The sequence below is a fragment of the Moraxella sp. HMSC061H09 genome (assembly GCF_001809255.1).
In the GTDB taxonomy this organism is placed as follows: domain Bacteria; phylum Pseudomonadota; class Gammaproteobacteria; order Pseudomonadales; family Moraxellaceae; genus Moraxella; species Moraxella catarrhalis.
Genome location: NZ_KV796834.1, coordinates 314,055 through 330,692 on the forward strand (window position 1 = coordinate 314,055; position 16,638 = coordinate 330,692).

Annotated in this window: 17 protein-coding genes; 10 read left to right on the forward strand and 7 right to left on the reverse strand. The window is 40.9% G+C overall.

The features are described from left to right. Positions 1 to 30 precede the first annotated feature (30 nt). Genes murC through HMPREF2573_RS01865 form a run of 3 tightly spaced genes read left to right on the forward strand, consistent with a single transcriptional unit; the run spans position 31 to position 3,136 of the window. Positions 31 to 1,491: a UDP-N-acetylmuramate--L-alanine ligase gene (gene murC, locus HMPREF2573_RS01855; protein WP_003656448.1), complete on the forward strand. Its 1,461-nt coding sequence runs from the start codon at positions 31 to 33 to the stop codon at positions 1,489 to 1,491. A 45-nt stretch (positions 1,492 to 1,536) separates the two neighbouring features. Beyond that, positions 1,537 to 2,460, forward strand: a complete 924-nt coding sequence (locus tag HMPREF2573_RS01860) for a D-alanine--D-alanine ligase (protein ID WP_003673556.1) — start codon at positions 1,537 to 1,539, stop codon at positions 2,458 to 2,460. Beyond that, the gene (locus HMPREF2573_RS01865) at positions 2,423 to 3,136 is read left to right on the forward strand and encodes a M48 family metallopeptidase (protein WP_070472364.1); all 714 of its coding nucleotides are present in this window, start codon (positions 2,423 to 2,425) and stop codon (positions 3,134 to 3,136) included. The genes HMPREF2573_RS01860 and HMPREF2573_RS01865 overlap by 38 nt, the downstream gene beginning before the upstream one ends. A gap of 13 nt (positions 3,137 to 3,149) precedes the next feature. Here HMPREF2573_RS01865 and HMPREF2573_RS01870 read toward each other — a convergent pair whose 3' ends face one another. Continuing rightward, positions 3,150 to 4,052, reverse strand: a complete 903-nt coding sequence (locus HMPREF2573_RS01870) for a hydrogen peroxide-inducible genes activator (RefSeq protein WP_070472367.1) — start codon at positions 4,050 to 4,052, stop codon at positions 3,150 to 3,152. Positions 4,053 to 4,272: 220 nt separating this feature from the next. Between HMPREF2573_RS01870 and ahpC the strand changes: the two genes are divergently transcribed. Further along, complete coding sequence (gene ahpC / locus HMPREF2573_RS01875; RefSeq protein WP_003656441.1) at positions 4,273 to 4,839, forward strand: alkyl hydroperoxide reductase subunit C; 567 nt, start codon at positions 4,273 to 4,275, stop codon at positions 4,837 to 4,839. Between the two features lie 201 nt (positions 4,840 to 5,040). On the opposite strand, the gene HMPREF2573_RS01885 is transcribed toward ahpC, so the two are convergent. Then, a complete protein-coding gene (locus HMPREF2573_RS01885; protein ID WP_003656436.1) occupies positions 5,041 to 5,274 on the reverse strand; it encodes an HP1242/YdcH family protein in 234 nt (77 codons plus the stop codon). 339 nt (positions 5,275 to 5,613) lie between these two features. On the opposite strand from HMPREF2573_RS01885, the gene ahpF reads away from it, so the two are divergent. Beyond that, the gene (gene ahpF / locus HMPREF2573_RS01890; protein ID WP_003656434.1) at positions 5,614 to 7,170 is read left to right on the forward strand and encodes an alkyl hydroperoxide reductase subunit F; all 1,557 of its coding nucleotides are present in this window, start codon (positions 5,614 to 5,616) and stop codon (positions 7,168 to 7,170) included. A 386-nt stretch (positions 7,171 to 7,556) separates the two neighbouring features. Further along, positions 7,557 to 7,754 (forward strand): Fe-S cluster assembly protein IscX, encoded by a 198-nt coding sequence (iscX, locus tag HMPREF2573_RS01895; RefSeq protein ID WP_003656432.1) that lies wholly within the window; start codon positions 7,557 to 7,559, stop codon positions 7,752 to 7,754. Positions 7,755 to 7,812: 58 nt separating this feature from the next. Here iscX and HMPREF2573_RS01900 read toward each other — a convergent pair whose 3' ends face one another. Further along, the gene (locus tag HMPREF2573_RS01900; protein ID WP_003660923.1) at positions 7,813 to 8,832 is read right to left on the reverse strand and encodes an ABC transporter ATP-binding protein; all 1,020 of its coding nucleotides are present in this window, start codon (positions 8,830 to 8,832) and stop codon (positions 7,813 to 7,815) included. 31 nt (positions 8,833 to 8,863) lie between these two features. After that, complete coding sequence (locus HMPREF2573_RS01905; protein WP_003658791.1) at positions 8,864 to 10,471, reverse strand: ABC transporter permease; 1,608 nt, start codon at positions 10,469 to 10,471, stop codon at positions 8,864 to 8,866. Between the two features lie 236 nt (positions 10,472 to 10,707). Here HMPREF2573_RS01905 and HMPREF2573_RS01910 point away from each other — a divergent pair, with 236 nt between their 5' ends. Further along, a complete protein-coding gene (locus HMPREF2573_RS01910) occupies positions 10,708 to 11,703 on the forward strand; it encodes a Fe(3+) ABC transporter substrate-binding protein (protein WP_003658793.1) in 996 nt (331 codons plus the stop codon). Between the two features lie 102 nt (positions 11,704 to 11,805). Here the strand turns inward: HMPREF2573_RS01910 and dapE are convergent, their stop codons facing one another. After that, positions 11,806 to 12,990 (reverse strand): succinyl-diaminopimelate desuccinylase, encoded by a 1,185-nt coding sequence (gene dapE, locus HMPREF2573_RS01915; protein ID WP_003658795.1) that lies wholly within the window; start codon positions 12,988 to 12,990, stop codon positions 11,806 to 11,808. Positions 12,991 to 13,087: 97 nt separating this feature from the next. On the opposite strand from dapE, the gene HMPREF2573_RS09280 reads away from it, so the two are divergent. Then, the gene (locus HMPREF2573_RS09280; RefSeq protein WP_003658797.1) at positions 13,088 to 13,237 is read left to right on the forward strand and encodes a hypothetical protein; all 150 of its coding nucleotides are present in this window, start codon (positions 13,088 to 13,090) and stop codon (positions 13,235 to 13,237) included. A 70-nt stretch (positions 13,238 to 13,307) separates the two neighbouring features. Here HMPREF2573_RS09280 and HMPREF2573_RS01920 read toward each other — a convergent pair whose 3' ends face one another. Both HMPREF2573_RS01920 and HMPREF2573_RS01925 read right to left on the reverse strand, forming a co-directional pair. Beyond that, the gene (locus HMPREF2573_RS01920; protein ID WP_003666946.1) at positions 13,308 to 13,910 is read right to left on the reverse strand and encodes a hypothetical protein; all 603 of its coding nucleotides are present in this window, start codon (positions 13,908 to 13,910) and stop codon (positions 13,308 to 13,310) included. 54 nt (positions 13,911 to 13,964) lie between these two features. Beyond that, positions 13,965 to 14,666 (reverse strand): 2OG-Fe(II) oxygenase, encoded by a 702-nt coding sequence (locus HMPREF2573_RS01925; RefSeq protein ID WP_003658799.1) that lies wholly within the window; start codon positions 14,664 to 14,666, stop codon positions 13,965 to 13,967. Between the two features lie 58 nt (positions 14,667 to 14,724). On the opposite strand from HMPREF2573_RS01925, the gene HMPREF2573_RS01930 reads away from it, so the two are divergent. Then, positions 14,725 to 15,612: a 23S rRNA (adenine(2030)-N(6))-methyltransferase RlmJ gene (locus HMPREF2573_RS01930; protein ID WP_003656408.1), complete on the forward strand. Its 888-nt coding sequence runs from the start codon at positions 14,725 to 14,727 to the stop codon at positions 15,610 to 15,612. A 59-nt stretch (positions 15,613 to 15,671) separates the two neighbouring features. Then, on the forward strand, positions 15,672 to 16,481 hold the full coding sequence (pssA, locus tag HMPREF2573_RS01935; RefSeq protein WP_003656403.1) for a CDP-diacylglycerol--serine O-phosphatidyltransferase: 810 nt from the start codon (positions 15,672 to 15,674) through the stop codon (positions 16,479 to 16,481). The last annotated feature ends 157 nt before the right edge of the window (positions 16,482 to 16,638 follow it).

Below are 16,638 nucleotides of genomic sequence, written 5' to 3' on the forward strand. Positions count from 1 at the left end.
AAAATATAACACCCAAACAGAGAAACAGTCATGCCAAATTCAACCAAAGTCAAAACGCTCCCAAAACGCCTAATAGAAATCCCAGAGATGCGACGCATTCAAAACATTCATTTTGTTGGCATTGGTGGGGCTGGCATGTGTGGCATTGCCGAAGTGCTTGCCAATCAAGGCTATGTGGTTACTGGCTCAGACATTAAGGCAAATGCGATGACCGAGCGTCTGGAAAACTTAGGTGTAACGGTACATGTTGGTCATGATGCCAGCAACATCAAAATGGCCGATGTGGTGGTGGTGTCATCTGCCATTGACCGACAAAACCCTGAGATTAGGGCCGCCTTAAAAGCACACATTCCTGTGGTACGCCGTGCCGACATGTTGGGTGAGCTGATGCGATACCGTCATGGCATTGCGGTGGCAGGGGCTCATGGCAAGACCACAACCACAAGTTTATTAACCATGATGCTCACCGAAGCGGGGCTTGACCCAACTTATGTGATTGGCGGTAAATTAAACGCCTCAGGCAAAAATGCCGCCTTGGGTGCCAGCCGTTATTTGGTGGCAGAAGCTGATGAATCTGATGCGTCTTTTTTATCTTTGCGACCCATGGCGTGTGTTGTTACCAACATTGATGAAGACCACATGGAGACCTATGAAGGCAGCTTTGATAAACTAAAACAAGCCTATGTGCAGTTTTTGCACAACATGCCTTTTTATGGGCTGGCGGTGTTGTGTGGCGATGACAAAGAGCTGTATGCCATGATTGATGACATTGCAAGACCTGTCATCACATATGGCCTTGAAAAACACAACGATGTGCAGGCGGTAGATGTGATTGCAGACGGCACAAAAACCCATTTCACCGTACTAAGAAAAGACAAAAAACCCTTACCCATCACCTTAAATATCCCTGGCATTCACAATGTCTATAATGCCCTTGGGGCAATTACCATGGCAACCGATGAAGGCGTGAGTGATAAAGCCATTTGCCAAGCGGTAGAAAAATTTGCAGGCGTGGGCAGACGCTTTGAAAACAATGGCAGCTATCCCCTAACAGATGGCAGCGGTGATGTGGTATTGATTGATGATTATGGGCATCACCCCACCGAAATCGCCATGACCATCAAAGCGGCACGCCAAAGTTATCCAGACCGCCGTTTGGTGATGATGTTTCAACCACACCGTTACAGTCGCACAAGGGATTGTTTTAGCGAGTTTGTCAATGTGTTATCGCAGGTGGATAAGCTGATTTTGCTTGATGTGTACAGTGCTGGCGAGGAGCTGATTAAGGGGGCAACAAGCAATGATTTGGCGCGTTCATTGCGTGAGCGTGGGCAGGTTGAACCGATTGTGTTAAATGTCAATGACAAAGAACAAATCACCCAAGTGCTTAAAATCACCCTAAACGCCAATGATTTGCTGATGACCCAAGGGGCGGGCAATGTGGGACAACTGTGTCAAGAATTGGTCAAAAATGGGTTGTTTTTGGGGTGATTTTAAAAGGGCTTAAAAACTTAAAAATTAAAAAAAGGCAAAAACATGAGCAAACTTAATACAAAAGATGGGCAAAACTTTGGCAAAGTGGCGGTTGTCTGTGGCGGAACAAGCACAGAGCGTGAAGTGTCGCTAAATAGTGGCATGGCAGTGCTAAATGCCTTATTATCAAAAGGGGTGGACGCCCATCATTTTGACCCTGCTGATACCGACATATCTCATTTGCGTGCCTATGACCGTGTGTTTAATGTGTTGCATGGCACTTTTGGTGAAGATGGCAGCTTGCAAGGCGTGCTTGATGGCTTTAATCTGCCTTATACAGGGTGTGGTGTTTTGGCATCTGCCATCGCCATGGATAAATTTCGCTGTCGTTTGCTGTGGCAGTCGCTCGGGCTACCAAATGTGCCTTATGTGGTTTTGCATGATGACAGCGATTTTTCTGCCGTAGAGCGTGAATTTGGTTTACCGCTATTTGTCAAACCTGCTGCCGAAGGGTCTAGCGTGGGTGTGTTTATGGTTGAGCAAGCAGGTGATTTGGCAAAAATTTATCCCAAATTAAAGCAATACCATGGCGAGATTTTGGCAGAAAAAGCGATGATGGGCGGCGAATATGCCATACCACTGCTTGGTGAGCAAGTTTTGCCCAGCATCCGTATTATCCCTAAGGGTAAATTTTATGATTATGAAGCCAAATATTTGCGTGATGACACCATTTATCAATGCCCATCTGATTTGACGCCAGAGCAAGAGAGGCAAATGGGTGAATTGGCATTAAAAGCGTTTCGTGCGATTGGGGGGCGTGGTTGGTCTCGTGTGGATTTTTTAAAGGGGCATGATGGCAAGCTATATGTCCTAGAAATCAACACCGTCCCTGGCATGACCGACCACAGTCTTGTGCCGATGGCTGCCAAAGAAGCAGGGATTGGGTTTGATGAGTTGTGCTTACAAATTCTACGCCAAACGCTATGATGTAGTTGTTTATCCATCAAGCAATACTCCAAAAACTGTGGCTGAGCTGATTGTATATTTTGCCAGCCATGGTATTACTTTGTGTATTCAAAAAAAATCTGTCAAGCATCTTAATTTTCGACTGACTCAATCAACACTGAAGGTGAGTGTACCTAGCGATATTGATGAGCAAGTGTTAGTAGATGGTATTTATGCTAAAATACCGTGGGCAATACGCTCTTATCACGCATTGATGGTAGAAAAACTGCACCGTGATACGCTTTGGGGCGAGAGCTTGGATGTGGCAAATTGGCTAAACATTCATCAAGCCAATTTGCCCTGCCGTACCTTGGGGTACCTAAAAAAATTACCAAAACAGGCATTAATTACTTGGATTTATCGGTATGAAATCAAGCAGCAGCTGCCAAGTTTATTATCCCAATGGCAGCCAAAAGTGGGTAAAAAAGCCGCCGCCATCCGCCTAAGACAGATGTCCAGTCGTTGGGGGAGCTGCAATACTTTGTCTGCAAAAATCACTTTAAATACCCATCTTGCGTCTTATCCTTTGGGGTGTTTGGCGTATGTGCTTGTTCATGAACTGTGTCATCTGTATCATGCCAATCACAGTGCCAATTTTTGGAAAAGCGTTGAAAATGCCATGCCAGATTATAAATATTGGCATGACTTATTAAAATAATCAAAACGATGAATTATGCTTCATTTTCTGAGGATGCAAGTGCTTGACCAAAAATCTCACTGAGTAGACGCACATCATTGACACGCGCATAATTGAGACGAGTAATAAAAGCCAATCGGCGATGAGGTCCAGGTTCCGCCAAAGGTATGGCATGAACGGTTTTTTCACCGATTTGTTCTAGTGCCATCTTGGGTACTAAAGTTGTTCCCATGCCTGCCAAGCTCATTTGAATCAATGTATTTAAGCTGGCATCAGAAAAACTAGACTGAATCTCACTTTTACTGAGCGCACAGACAGAAAGCACTTGATCAGTCAGGCAGTGACCTTCACCAAGCAGTAATAAATTTGTCTTAGATAAATCGTCGCTGTTGATTTTATCGGTGTGGATATGTTCATCATTTTCAGATAAGATTGCAAAAAAATCTTCCGCCCAAAACTCAAACGCATGCAGACCATCAAGCGGATAAGGTAGGGCAATGATTGCTGTATCAATATGACCGTAGCGAACTTGTTCAATTAATCGTTCAGTTTGTTTTTCGACCACAGACAGTTCAAAATGTGGGTGTAATTGCTTAAGTGTCGGCAATACTTTTGGCAGTAAGTACGGAGCAATGGTCGGAATGATACCAATGGTCATCGGATAGGCAAGGGGGATTTGGTGGCTGTGTGCTCGAGTCATTAAATCATTGATTTCGCTAGAGATTCTTTGGGCACGCTCTAAAATCTCTTCGCCGATGGGCGTGATGAGTACTTGCTTATTATTCCGCTCAAAAATCTGTGTATCAAGCTGTTTTTCAAGTTCAGCGATACCCAAACTTAAGGCTGACTGAGAAATGTTACATTCTTCAGCGGCACGCTTAAAATGACGGTGTTTGGCAACTGCAAGCGCAAATTCTAATTGGCGTAGTGTGATCATAACAGTCCTTAAAAATGTAATTTTATCATCACTTAATGATGGTTCTATTGTACCTAAGTTTGATAAAATAAAACAATATCTTTGGAAGTTTTAACTGTAGAAAACGGATGATTTTGTTGTATTATAATTCAGACATCAAAAAGCTTAGCACGATACAATCGTATTTTTGCTTATATTTATGGTGTATAATCAAATAAATCAACCAAAAAAGGTGAATATTATGGCAGCAATTATTAATCAAACCATTCCAGAATTTTCAACCCAAGCCTATGTGAATGGTGAGTTTAAAACCATCACTTCTGATGATGTTAAAGGCAGCTGGGCGATTTTCATGTTTTATCCACATGATTTTACTTTTGTTTGCCCAACAGAGCTAGAGGATATGGCAGCACATTATGAAGAGCTAAAAGGCTTGGGCGTTGAAGTGTATGCAGTATCAACCGATACACATTTTGTACACAAAGCATGGCATGATGCGTCACCAGCCATTGGTAAAGTACAATACCCAATGCTTGGCGATGGCACTGGCAAAATCACTCGTGGCTTTAATGTGATGATTGAAGAAGACAATGCAGCACTACGAGGCACTTTCTTGGTAGATCCAGATGGTGTTATTAAAGTTGCTGAAATCCACGATTTGGGCATTGGCCGCTCTGCTAAAGACATGGTTCGTAAAGTAAAAGCAGCTCAGTATGTGCGTGATAATGACGGTGAGGTTTGCCCAGCTGCTTGGGAAGCAGGTCAAGAAACCTTGAAGCCAAGCTTGGATTTGGTTGGTAAAATCTAATCGCTGATCATCATATTAAGCCAACTGGTATTAAGCGATTTAGCATTAAGCCAGTTGGCTGATTTAAAGTGAAAAATAAACATCCTCAAAGTATGACGCTTTGGGGATGTTTGTTCATTTAGAATCTTAAAAGTTATCAATAAAAAATCAGCCATTGACTGGCTGATTTTTGGCTTAAAACTTTGTGCTTGCTGGTCTTTATTATCCACGCTCAGCGGATACTTTATCTAAATAAGTTTTAAGCTGATCTTTTAGATGTAGCTTTTTGTGTTTCATCTCATCAATTTCTTGAGCACGGCTGGCTGAGGTGACGGGATCTTTTTCAAAATTATCAATTTGCGTATCTAGATTATTATGCTCATCAAATAGCTTCAAAAAGTGCTTATCGCCTTCGGCTTTGAGTTTGGTCATAAGTTCACGATATTCTGATAGCATGGTATTCTCCTTTTAGATGCGTGGGCTGATTTTAGTATCAATTGCCCAATTGTAATCTTGAGATTGTATGATAGATTATATTATCAAGAATACAGCCGATTATCAAGTCATTATCAAGCCTTAAATCATCAAGGTTTGGTAACGATTAAATGGAGTAATCACAGTATTTAATATTCTTAATTTTTTGGATATGCTGCAGTAAGCTATAATAGCCAAAGTATTAAGTGAGCAATTAAGCTTGGCTTGGTAGCGTGATTTTATATTTATTTTTTATCGTATCAATCGATGTCTTTATTTTATTTTTCATCCCTTTTTCATTGATATTCTCGGGAGTATATGATGTTAGACCAAAATTTATTAGATGCCGTTAAATCCTACAGTGCCAATATGACTCGTCCAATTCAATTGGTCATTGGTGCAGGCGAGCATGAAAAGCGTGCCGAATTGATTGATTTTTTAACTAAAATTGCTGGTACAACTGATAAAATCCAATTTGACGCTCAAGTGATCGATAATCGTTTATCACCGATGAGCTTTAAAATTACCACACAAAATCGTGATACAGGTATTGTATTTAGTGGTATTCCAGGCGGTCATGAATTTACTTCATTGATTTTGGCCATCTTGCAGGCAGGTGGGCATGCATTGAAGCTGGATGAAGATATCCAGCAGCTGGTTAAGCACATTCAAGAGCCACTAAAATTTCAAACTTTTGTTTCCTTATCTTGCCATAATTGCCCTGATGTGGTTCAAGCACTCAATCAGTTTGCGATTTTAAATGACCATATTGAAAATGAGATGATTGATGGTGGTGTATTTCCAGAATTGGTTGCTGAGAAAAAAATCCAAGGCGTACCAGCGGTATTTTTAAACGGTAAACCTTTTGCTAATGGTAAGGTTGATACTGCCAAACTGATTGAAAAACTTCAAGAGCAGTATCCAAATTTATTAGCATCAGCAAATGAAGTCCAGCTTGAAACACAAGATGTTACAGTCATCGGTGGCGGTCCAGCAGGCACAGCGGCAGCAATCTATACTGCTCGTAAAGGATTGCGTGTTGCGATCGTGGCAGATCGTATCGGTGGTCAGGTTAAAGATACGCAAGATATCGAAAACTTAATTTCTATTCCTTTGACCAATGGTAATACATTGGCTGCGAATTTGGCAACACACATAAAAGAGTACAATATTACCGTCAAAGAGCATGTCAGCGTAAGCAAGCTTGAGGAGGTTGATGGCGGCTATCAGGTGACTTTAAGCACGGGTGCCAGCTGGCTTTCTCGTACTGTGATTTTGGCAACTGGTGCCAAATGGCGTAAGCTTGGTGTTAAGGGTGAGGATGAAAATATTGGTAATGGAGTCGCCTATTGCCCACACTGCGATGGCCCATTTTTTAAAGGTAAAGATGTTGCGGTGATTGGCGGTGGTAACTCAGGTGTTGAGGCGGCGTTGGATTTGGCGGGGATTGTCAATCATGTGACTGTCTTGGAGTTTGGTGACTCATTGCGCGCCGATCAAGTGTTAATTGACAAAGCTGAAGCACGAGAGAATATCACAATTATAAAATCAGCAGCAACGACCGAAATCACTACTGATGGTAGTAAAGTGAATGCGTTGATTTATCAAGATAGAGTGAGTGGCAATAGCCAAACATTGCCATTATCTGCTGTTTTTGTCCAAATTGGCTTGGTGCCAAATTCAGAGATTGCCAAAGGCTTGGTAACAATGACGCCGCAAGGTGAGATTGAAATTGACGCCAAATGTCGCACAAGTAAGGTTGGTATTTTTGCTTGTGGTGATGTGACAACAGTGCCATATAAGCAGATTAATATTGCCATGGGTGAGGGTTCTAAAGCAGGATTAGCGGCTTTTGAGTATCTGATGATGAATGGCTGATTTTATAAATATTGAATAATAAAAATGTAATCATGCACTGATATATCGTGCATGATTTTTTATCCAATCATTTTAACTCAATTGATTAATGGCAGTGGTTTTTGATATAAACTAATTTATTAAAATTGTAAATTTTATCAATCCTTAGTGAATTCGTTAATTGGTTTCAAGGTAAGTATCACGGTAAACATACGCCATATGCACCAATCAATATCGGTACTTTTGTTTTATTGATGGAAGCTGTGGCGTGAAGGCTTGGTACTTAGGTATGATAGGATTAAAAATTGAATGATTGGCTGATCAAGGCGTGTATGATACAATAAACGATTGGGGCATGCTGGCTCTGAGTAACTATAAAATCATCTAAATGGGCTTGGGAGATTATGATGAAACTAACTTGGCAAGATACTTTAGATATCGCCATCGCCTTGAGCGAAAAATATCCAAATGAAGATGTGCAATACATTCGTTTCACCGATTTACATCAATATGTGTGTGAACTTGAAGATTTTGATGATAATCCTGATGGCTCTAATGAGCGAATTTTAGAAGCCATTCAGATGGCGTGGCTAGATGAGCTATAACAATAAACCCGAGTGTTTGCTTGGGTTTTTTATTGCACTTGATGAGTTATGGCTTGGTTTAAATACCAAACGCTCTATGTATCATCACGCCAATTTTATCACCGACATGGTGGGTGCGATGACTTGTTGCCATTGAGATTTGCATGAGCAGTATTTGTTCGTCATGAGTTTGTAGGGTATATAGCCAGTAACCGCCATGAAAATCTCTATCAATCACGGTAACAGCGATGGCATTAGGGTCTTGGCTTGGCTTGACATCATGGGGACGAATCAGGGCTTTTTGACTGCCCAAAGGTAAACCAACGGCAATACGCCCAAATGAGGCATCAAAATTTGACTCTGTTACCTTTGTGGCATCAATGAGTACCCCTTCACCGATAAATCTCGCCACCGACTCATTGACAGGCTGATGATATAACGCATCTGGCGTACCCCATTGTTGCAATCTGCCATGAGTGATTAACCCAACCACATCTGCCATTGCAAAGGCTTCTGCTTGGTCGTGGGTTACCAAAATGGCAGAAACATTTTGGGAGATAAGCAGGCGACGCACTTCTTTGGAGAGGTTGGTGCGAAGCTCAACATCCAAATTTGAAAATGGTTCATCAAGCAAAATCAAACTCGGGCGTGGGGCAAGTGCACGCACCAGTGCAACCCGTTGCTGTTGTCCCCCTGACAGCTCATGTGGATAGTAATTGGCATACTCACTCATCCCAATGAGTACCAGCATTTCAGCCACACGCTCGGATTTGGCAGTTTTATCCATGGCAGAGAGTCCAAAAGCAATATTATCCGCCACGGTCAAATGTGGAAATAAAGCATAATCTTGAAATACCATGCCAATTTGTCTTTTATGGGCGGGGAGATGGATATTTTTGGCATACAGTGGCTTGTCTTGAATATAAATCTCACCACTATCTGGCGTCTCAAAACCAGCAATACACCGCAGTAGTGTCGTTTTACCACAGCCAGAGGCACCCAGCAGGCAGGCGATTTGACCTGATTTAAGATGAAGGCTGATGTCAGTTAAGATGGGTTTGTGGTCAAAACTGATACAAAGATTGTCAATACGCAACATGGTTTTCTCAGAGTGTTAAATGGATGAGTGATTATTTTTGATTCATTTTAGAAAATAAGATGACAGGAATCAATCCAGTTAAAATGATAGCAAGTGCTGGAAAAGATGCCTTGTCATACAAGCCTTCACTGGTAAAGGCAAATATCCTAACCGCCAATGTATCCCAATTAAACGGACGCATCATGAGCGTGATGGGCATCTCTTTCATGGTGTCCACAAAGACCATCAACATGCTGACGCCAAGGGCGCTTTTGATGAGTGGCAAATAGACACGATACACCGTACCAAAAGGTGTTGCTCCCAGTGAAGCCGCTGCTTCTATGTGTGTGTTACGAATGCGTTTCATGCCAGCATCCACCGATTGGACACCCAAAGCCAAAAAGCGAATCAATAAAGCGATGAGCATGGCAAAGATGGTTCCCTTAAAAATTGCATCGCTGCCTGAAAATACAGCCATATTGGTAATGAGCCAATTATCAAGCCATGCAACAGGCACAAAGACACCAACAGCCAATACCGTACCTGGGATGGCATAGCCCAGTGTGGATATTTTGGTGGCAATCAAAGCATAGCGACTTTTATCCAAGCCAGATGCGATGGCGATAAATAATGCAACCACAGCAACCGCCACAGCACTCATTAGGCTGATGCTGACAGAGTGCCAAATTTGCATCAGTAATTCACCAAGCACAATTTGTTGCCAACTTGACATCGCCCATGCGGTCAGCTGAATGATTGGAATGACAAAAGACAAACATAAAATCAGCCCACAGTACAAAGTGGCGAACCATTTTTTATGACCAGTTAAGACAATATTTCGGTGATGACTGGCGCGCCCTGTGGTCTCAAAACGGCGACGACCACGGCTTAGCTGTTCAAGCAGCAAAAAAACAAACACAAGGCCAATTAATAAACTTGCCAACTGTTTGGCGGTATCAAGCGAATAAAACCCAAACCATGCTTGATAAATTGCCGTTGTAAAAGTGTCATAGCCAAAGACGCTGACCGCACCAAAGTCTGCCAATACTTCCATCAAGGCTAATATGCTGCCGCCAGCAATCCAAGGCCTTGCCATGGGCAATGCCAGCTTCAAAAATGACTGCACGGATGACAGCCCCAATGATGCCCCCGCTTCAAGAGCTCGGTTGCCCATGCTGCCAAAGGCATTTTTGGCCAACAAATAAACATAAGGATATAAAGTTAGGCTCATGACCATCGTTAAGCCAAAGCCATTTCTAATATCTGGCAGACCATTTTCAAAGCCCCACGCTTGCCTTAAATAAGTACTAATGGTACCTGTATAGTCAAAAATACCCAACTGCACAAAAGCAAGCACATAAGCGGGCATGGCAAGTGGCAACATCATCGCCCAACCAAAAAAGCGTCTCAACGGAAAATCGGTCATGGCAGTCAGCCAAGCGGTTGTTGTGCCAAGTACTGTTACCCCAATGCCCACCCCCAGTACCAGTAATGTGGTATTTTTAAGCAGCAGTGGCAACTCATAATCCAGCAAAAACTGCCAAATTTCAGTATCAAAACTGTTAAGTGCAAAGACAATGACGGATAATGGCACCAAAACCAACAAGGCACACAGACCAAGCCACAAGCGGGGCAAAATGGAAGATGAATTCATGGGCATTTATGATAAATCAAAGGGCGGTATCATATTTTACCAAAAAATGATAGATAATGATAATTCTTCTTGTTTCTATTTAGAAAGTATTATAGTATAATAGCATAAAATTTGACAGCTTTATTAACCAAACTGTCACATTGATGCACTTTTTTCTGTATAAATCACGGTGGTTTTAAGACAGATAAGTTGCAGTTACTGTTGTTTATTGTTTCATCACATTGCTCATAGAAGGATCGATTATGAAAAAACTAGTTATGGCTGCATTGGTGATGGCAACTGCCGCACCAGCGTTTGCCAATGAAATTGTCGTATATTCAGCGCGTGCTGATGAGCTATTAAAGCCCATCGCAGAAGCCTATCAACAAAAAACTGGCACAAAAGTGACCGTTGTCAGTGATAAAGCAGGCCCTTTGATGGAAAGACTAAAAGCTGAGGGCAAAAATACCCAAGCCGATGTGCTTATCACGGTTGATGGCGGTAATCTTTGGCAGGCAACACAAGCTGGTGTCTTACGCCCCATTAACTCTTCTGTATTAAAAAGCAACATTCCATCGCATTTGCGTGACCCAAAAAACCATTGGTTTGGATTATCAGTACGGGCTCGTACCATTTTTTATAACCCAAATAAGGTCAATCCAAGCGAACTTTCAACTTATGCCGATTTGGCAGACCCAAAATGGAAAGGCAGATTATGCTTGCGTACCTCTAATAATGTGTACAACCAGTCTTTGGTGGCAACGATGATTGCAAACCATGGACAAGCCACCACCGACAGAGTGGTCAAAGGCTGGGTAGCAAATTTGGCAGCCGCACCATTTGCAAATGACACAGCACTGTTAGAAGCCATTGATGCAGGTCGCTGTGATGTGGGTATTGCCAATACTTATTATTATGGACGCTTGCTAAATTCTAAGCCTCAGGTTGCTAATAATGTTAAAGTATTTTTTGCCAACCAAGCAGGTAAAGGCACGCATGTCAATGTTTCAGGTGCAGGCGTGGTAAAACATTCAGACAACCCTGCCGAAGCCCAAAAATTTATCGAATGGCTATCTAGCAATGAAGCACAGCGTTTGTATGCTGACCGTAATTTTGAATATCCAGCCAATATACAGGTAACGCCAACGCCTGCTGTAGCTCGCTGGGGCAGATTTAAACAAGATTTCATCAATGTATCGGTAGCGGGTCAAAACCAACAAAAAGCCATCATGACAATGAAACGGGCAGGTTATAAATAATTAGATTAAATGAATAATTCTGCCAACATCTAAACATCTAAACATCAAAAAGCACTTTGGTCAAATCAAAGTGCTTTTTATTGAGCATCACTATTATTAAGATTATTCAATTAAGCTTATCAAAATTTCTTCATAAATTTGAGTTAATTGTTCTAAGTCTTCAATATCAACAGATTCATCCACTTGGTGAATGGTGGTATTTAATACGCCCAATTCAACCACTTGTGCGTTCATTATGGGTGCAATAAATCGCCCATCTGAAGTGCCGCCTGAGGTTGATAGTTGGGCATTGGTGCCAGTGACTGTTTTGATGGCATCGATGCACGCTGAAACAAATTCTCCTTTTTCGGTCAAAAAAGGCACACCTGAAAGCGTCCATTCAATTTGATAGGTTGCATCGGTATGTCTAAAATGCTTATCAAAAATGGCGTGCGTTTTTGCCATCAAGTTTTCAGCAGTATTTTCTGTACAATAACGAAAATTAAATAAAATCTCACAAGTGCCACCAATAACATTGGTCGCACCCGTACCAGAGCGGATATTAGAAATCTGCAAGGAGGTTTTGGGAAAATATTCATTACCGTCATCCCAATGCGTCTTGATGAGCTCATCAAGTGCAGGACAGGCTGCATGAATGGGATTGATTGCCAAATGGGGGTAGGCGATATGTCCTTGCTTGCCTGTGACAGTCAGTTTGGCATTTAAAGAGCCACGCCGACCATTTTTGATGACATCGCCCAACGACTGCGTACTTGATGGCTCACCGACCAAGCAAAAGTCTATCTTTTGTCCGCGCTCTTTTAAGGTTTGGGCGACTTTGATTGTACCATTAATGGCAGGACCTTCCTCATCAGCCGTGATAAGCATGGCGATACTACCAGTATGATTAGGATGGTTTTTTATAAAATTTTCAGCAGCAATCACAAAACTTGCAATCCCTGTTTTCATATCTGATGCACCTCGCCCATATAATTTGCCTTCATGGACGGTGGCAGAAAATGGTGGAAATTTCCAAGCTGATTCATCACCTATTGGTACCACATCGGTATGACCTGCAAAACACAAGACTGGTGCGTTTAGATCTCTTCCTTTTTTAATTGCCCATAAGTTTTTGATTTCGGCATGATCTCCAGAGTCATTTGGATCACCAAAATACATAAACTCACAGTCAAAACCCATCTTGGATAAATGCTTGGCGATGATATTTTGGCAATTTTTATCATCAGGGGTGACAGATGCCTGCTGGATAAGTTCAATGGATAGGGCAAGTTCTGGAGAGTTAGTCATAGCATTTCCTAAATGGTGATTTCTTCAGTTGGATTGTGTGCAGGTTGTTGATTGGCAACAAATACAGTCGACCTAGATCGATGATGTGATTATGGTCATGAAGTTTGTCAAGCCAGTGCATGGGTATGTTATCAATGCCATGATAAGCACCAGCGATTTTCCTGCAGATGGCGGTGATGGTATCTGTATCATCACGCTGCATCCAAGTGGCGATCGAAAAGCAGGCACAATGAGTGCTTTCACTTGATACAACAGATTGCTGTCAAAAATAACAGATTAATTTAATTTAGGCAATAGGGCGATAGGTGGGATAAAGGTCATGGAATTGACTTGTATTTATTAAAAAACGCTTTGCCCAATAACCATAAGTATCTATCCAAATCCTTTAGGGTACAATTTATCTTATAATAATGTTGAAATTCTATCAGTGTTCGCTTAAATTGACAGTAATCTTTTAAATCTTCATTTTTAAAAGAGTAAAATTTGTCTTTGTGGCGAAAGTGTCTTAGTACTTTATCTACATATGCATCGTAAATGGGGTGATTCATAGCATCATGATGGCTATAATATTTTGTGGCAAATGAATAAAAGTTTTTATTTTTACCATTAATGGTAACATTTTTTATGTCCATAACTAAATCTGCATCACCTTCTTTTAAGTACTTATCAATATCTAATGACTGAATTTTTTTTGCAACTGGATAAATAGTAAAAATATTTGTGCTATAAAAATCATTAAGTACTGAAGATTTGATCAAGATTTCTGATATGTCGTTATTTAATGGCAACAACTCATGGAATAATTTATTTAGGGATTGTTCTTGCATGCGGTAATTTTCAAGTTTTTTATCATTTTTCCATTTTTTGCAGTAATGATTAAGTTGTTGTTGACACGGTGTCGGAATGGTGACTTTTTCCATGAAAAATCCAATAATTAAATATAAGATTGTATGATTTGATTGAAAAGTTTGGTTTTAAAGATGGCTATCCCGTCTCATCCATGTGGCAATCGAAAAGCGGTAGCGATGAGTGATATTGACTTGATGTTTAAGATTGCTGTCAAAGATTACCAAGCGGTTGGCTTTGGGCTGTAGTGTTTGTTGTTTACCCGTCTTGTCAATAACCAAAATCTCTCCGCCATCAGTTGTTTGCCAATCATCGTTCAGATAAAATACGGCAGAAATAACACGATCATCACGACCTTTGGGATTATCGACATGCCACTGATAGCCAAATCCGACAGGGTAGCATGCATAATGTGCTTCGCTACGGCGAATCCCTGCATACAAAGTTTGATTAAAATATTTAGCCAGTAACATGATGCTGCGTAAATAGTCCATACCAATGGGGCAGTCTTCATCAATCCAGCGAATACGATCACCACGAATACTTTGCTGTCTCTCACCGTGGGCTAGCGTTGCTACTTTATAGTCAATAAAACCACTTTCTTTTTGAAGTGATAAAACATCTTGTTGGTCAAATACCTCATCTAATACCAAAATACCCGTTTGCAAAAAAGTCTCCAACCGATTATCGATTAACCTTGACCAATCAACACAAAACCCTTTTTTGGGCATATTCAAAGTATTCACCATCATCACCTTTGTTATAACTTTATTAAAATTAAACGCTGCTATATACTCAGATTTACTTATCAAGCCTTTATAAATAGGCATAGCGAAATATAGCTATTTATGATACCATAAATAATTAACCATCTAATAATTTTCACTTATGAACTACAAACATGCCTATCATGCAGGTAACTTTGCTGATGTTGTCAAGCACATTTTATTGTTACAATTATTAAGCCAATTTAGTGCTAAAGCCAAGCCATTTTATGTGCTTGATGCCTATGGCGGTCGTGGCTTGTATTCATTGGCAAGCAGCGAAACCCAAAAAACCCAAGAAGCACAGCGAGGTGTTGTTGTGCTTGAGCAAGCCGTTAAGGCAGGCTTGGACGGACTGCCAAACGCTGTCAGCCGATATTTATCAGACTTAGCGTTTGCCCGCCAAAAATACGACCAATATGTCTATCCTGGTTCACCCTGGTGGATTGCCCATCATGGCGAATATCACTCTACAAATGCACCACTACGAGCAGAGGCATTTGAAACGGTGGCAGATGAGTATGATGCACTCAATTATCAGCTTTATCAGTTGCCAATCGGCATTCATCATCGAGATGCCTTTGAGGGCGTGCGTGCTGTTATACCACCCAAAGAAAAGCGTGGCATCATTTTATTAGATCCGCCATTTGAACAAGAACATAAAGACTTTAGCCGCTTGGTAGATTTATTGGTTAGCAGCCATAAAAAGTTTGCGACAGGGACTTTTGTTTTGTGGTATCCCATTAAAAATATTGAGGCAGTTGAATTATTTTATAAAAAAATGAAACGTACTGGTATCAAAAAACAACTGGTCTGCGAGTTAAATTTATATCCTAATGATGTCGCTGTTGGGCTAAATGGAACGGGTCTATTGGTCATCAATCCACCGTGGCAATTTGCCGATAATGCCCAAGAAGTCATTGAGTTTTTGGCACCCATTTTAAAGCCCAAAGATGCACCCCAAATGACTCTTGGTGAGATGGCAGTGGTTAAGTGGTTGGTTGCAGAATAATTTATCACAAAGTCAAGTTAAGATAGCTTTGGATGTCTAATAAATAAAAAAGGGCAATTATGTCAGAAATTCAAAAGCCTGAAACGCATACTGCATCAAACGAGCATGAGCATGATGGCATCACCTTTGAGGTGATTGAGCCTGAGCATTCAGGTGATAAACGCATTATGACTTCAGGAGTCTATTTGATTCCAAATTTAATTACCACTTTATCACTATTTTCAGGATTTTATTCCATTATTTTAAGCACCAGTGCAGATTATCAGCGTGCAGGGCTTGCAATTTTTGTTTCTGCTTTCTTGGACGGCATGGACGGTCGAGCAGCGCGTATGTTTAATGCCCAAAGCCCCTTTGGCGAACAATACGACTCATTGGCAGATTGCATTGCATTTGGTTTAGCACCAGCAATTTTAATCTACAGTTTTGCTTTGGCGCCATTGGGTCGATTTGGCATGGCGTGTGCATTTGTTTATGCAGCTTGTGCAGCATTTCGTTTAGCAAGATTTAATGTCCAAATCGATGTTGTGGATAAAAAATATTTTATTGGACTGGCAAGCCCATTGGCAGCTTTATTAATTGCGTGTTCTGTCTTAGTTGCAGCTAAATATGCCAGTCTTATGACGGCAATACCCACCGCATTAACTTGGTTTTTTGCTCTTTGGACAATTGTCTGTGGGATTTTGATGGTCAGCAATATAAAGTATTATTCTTTTAAAGAATTTGATAAACAAAAAGTTCCATTTATTGTGCTGTTATTGGCTGTTTTGGTATTTGGTGTTGTGTTGTATGATATTCCAGTTGGCTTATTGGCGATAGGGATTGCTTATGTATTATCAGGTTTTGTGACCACATTAAATAAAAAATTTTAACAATACAAAAAAAATTTTCAGAATTTTTAAAAAAGTGCTTGACGCCAATAAAATTTAGCGTATAATAGCTGTCGTTGATTGCAACGATGGTTTTTAATTAATCAAATTATCATGCAAAACAAACAAAAAAACCGCTTGACTTTAAAACATTCCATGT